2 protein-coding genes are annotated in these 2,852 nt (G+C 61.7%); one reads left to right on the top strand and one right to left on the bottom strand.

Annotated elements, in window-relative coordinates; genetic code table 11:
* Positions 1-604: 604 nt before the first annotated feature.
* Entirely contained in the window at positions 605-1,636 is a 1,032-nt protein-coding gene (locus tag BN11_RS22900; RefSeq protein ID WP_157044194.1) for a hypothetical protein, read from the top strand.
* A gap of 160 nt (positions 1,637-1,796) precedes the next feature.
* Here BN11_RS22900 and BN11_RS15190 read toward each other — a convergent pair whose 3' ends face one another.
* A complete protein-coding gene (locus BN11_RS15190) occupies positions 1,797-2,750 on the bottom strand; it encodes a bifunctional riboflavin kinase/FAD synthetase (RefSeq protein WP_048701632.1) in 954 nt (317 codons plus the stop codon).
* Positions 2,751-2,852 lie beyond the last annotated feature (102 nt).

Genomic DNA, 2,852 nt, shown 5'->3' on the forward strand with positions numbered 1-2,852 from the left:
CCGACACGCCAGCACCGCCCGGCCCACCTCGATCCGCTGCCCGGTAATGACCAGCCCCAAGCCGTCCACACCGGCGAAGGTGTCCAGATCCGGGCGCGTGAAGGTAACGTCAGCCATGTCGAGGTCTTCCAGATCGAAGGCGTAGGAACCTCCATCATCGGAAGGCCTCGACCCTCAACCAAGCAGCGACGCGCACACCCAACCCACACTCTCCTTTGGGAAGAGCCGGTTATGACTACTCTGATTGGTTCGCCTACGTGGCCGGCTTTCGCGGCTGAAAACGTGACTCGGTGTTCGTTAACATCCCAGCTGGACCCGATGTCCCCACCCCTCAAACGTAAGTTCGCAGCATGGTTGCCAGCCGGCCAGTCCGGGGCGACAACTTCCGGCGTGAGCGGCGGCTGACGTGTACCGTGACCCTCGCCGAAGGCAACACGCGAAATAAAAACCCTAGAATACGACCGTTTGTACCAACCCTGCTGCCGCCTCCTTCGCAATGGGGAGCGATGCTTCCTGTCACTACGCTACGCTTAGCCTGGTGTAGGCGAACGCGAACGCCAGCCCTATCAACACTGAATTGTGCCGCCCAAGGAGCTACACCCGTATGGTGAAACCAACCCGTTCGCAAGGGGAACTCGCTCACGTTAATGCGCACGCTTACTCCCCTGGAACTCGTGATATTGGCGCTGCGATCGACGATTCAAGCACCAGCGACAAATTGATTCTTGGCGGCGACTACGCACAAGGGGGCTCCCGAAATGACATCGGGTGCTTTGCCGTCGTTCCGCTATTAACTCCCGAGCCGAAGCTTCAAACGCAACTGTATCAGGCCATCAGACGGCACGTGCCGGGGGTTAGAAAGGCAGACGTACCGGAATTGCATGCCCTAGAACTCTGGAGCGGCCAAAAGCGGGCGAAAAGCCGCTACCGTTCTCTCTCGACTGTAAGGGACGTTCAATGCTTACTCTTCCAACTCGCCAGGAGTATTCACGAGGAAGTGCCTTTCATTTGCGTAGGAGTTTCTCAAGTTCTAACCGCAGAAAGCCGTCCCTTGTTGGGAAAGCGCCTCATAACTGAGGCAACGGCCGACGTAAACGATCTTCTTGCACTCGGCTGGGGATTACGGATTGCACGTTCACCTATGTACTTGGACGCGGGCGATAAGATGCGGCTTTTGCTAAGGGGTGAACGAGGACAACAAGCTCGCCTGGTAGCGGAACATGCGGACATGAGGGGCCGAGTAACATCTGAACCTATTCCGCAGTATGTTGACAGCAGTAACCATAGCGTTGTACAGGTCGCAGACTTGGCGGCATTCTCGGTCCTGCGTCTGTTATCATCGATTGACCGCCTGGAATCCCTGGGTTCCAACTCCAAAGATGTCGCCGACCACAACTTCTGGCTCGAAATGGTCACTAGAATGAATATCAACGTTAAGCTTTGCCAGGTAACGGAAACCGAAGCCCCGATGCCAAGCTGGGCCGTAGCCGCCGCCCCACCAGGACTCGAGATCATTGCGCAGTTACTGCGAGAACATTCTGAACTGATTCCGACAAGTAGTCTTCCACTGATCGAAGTTGAAACTGGCAATCACCGACTTATCAATCCAGCCCGCATCAATCCACGAATAGTCTAAGAGTCTCCGTGGGTGGGTGATTCTCCCGCCGCCGATGAGCAGCACGCGTCGCCGGGCAGTGGTCGCGGCTGCGAAACTCGGATTACCGAACCTCAGCGGGCATCTGGGTGCACTGAGTTGTTCCTTGTTGCTTTGAAGCAAGCCCGTGCGGTCCGGTGTGTCACGCGCTGGCCAGCACCGCGTGGGCGGCGACGACATCGCCGGCCATGGCGTCGAGCAACTCCTCGATCGAATCGAACCGCAGCGTCGGACGCAGGTGCTCGACGAAGTCGACGGCCACGGTCTCGCCATAGAGATCGAGGTCGGTGCGATCGAGGCAGTAGGCCTCGACGGTCCGTTCGGTGCCGTCGAAGGTGGGATTGGTGCCCACGGAGATGGCCGCGGGGAGGCGGTGGTCCGGGTGATCCGGCGGGAGGTCCAGCCGGGTGAACCAGCCGGCATACACACCGTCGGCCGGCACGACGCCGCGCGACCTCCGCTCGAGATTGGCTGTGGGATAACCCAATTCGCGGCCCCGGTGGAAGCCGTGGACGACGACCCCGACGACCCGGTGCGGCCGGCCGAGGATCTCCGCGGCCCCGGCGACATCGCCCTCACGCAGCCGCTCGCGGGCCGCGCTGGAGGACCAGCGCGCGGCGTTCCCCTGGTCGGGGACGACGACGACGTCGAAGCCGTGCCGCTGGCCGAGTTCGCGGATCAGGTCGACATCACCGGTGTAACCGCGCCCGAAGCCCTTGGTGTCGGCGCCGACGATCAGAGCCTTGACGCCGAGACCGGTGACGAACGTCGAGAGGATGAACTCCTCGGGGCTCTGCTGGGCGTAGTCGACGGTGAACGGCACGACGACCAAGCCGTCGATGCCGGTCTCCTCCAGCAGTTGTTCGTGCAGTGAGCCCGGGCTGATCAGCTCGGGCGCCCGCTCGGGGTGCAGCACCTGGATCGGGTGCGGGTCGAAGGTCACGGCCACGGCCGGCAGACCACGCGCCTTGGCCTCGGCGAGCAGGGTGCCGATGACGACGCGGTGACCGCGATGCACACCATCGAAGTTGCCGAAAGTGGCCACGCACGGTCGCAAGGCGTCGGGCGTGGCGGCGGGATCGGTCCAGCGGAGCACGAGGGTCACTCTACGAAGCCGCGGGCGCGAAGACGACATGAGGCTTGGCCCGTGGACCGGACTCGTCCAGCATGGCGACGAACCGGCCGTCCGGGCCAACCG

The sequence above is a fragment of the Nostocoides australiense Ben110 genome (assembly GCF_001050535.1).
GTDB classification, from domain to species: Bacteria; Actinomycetota; Actinomycetes; order Actinomycetales; family Dermatophilaceae; genus Nostocoides_A; species Nostocoides_A australiense.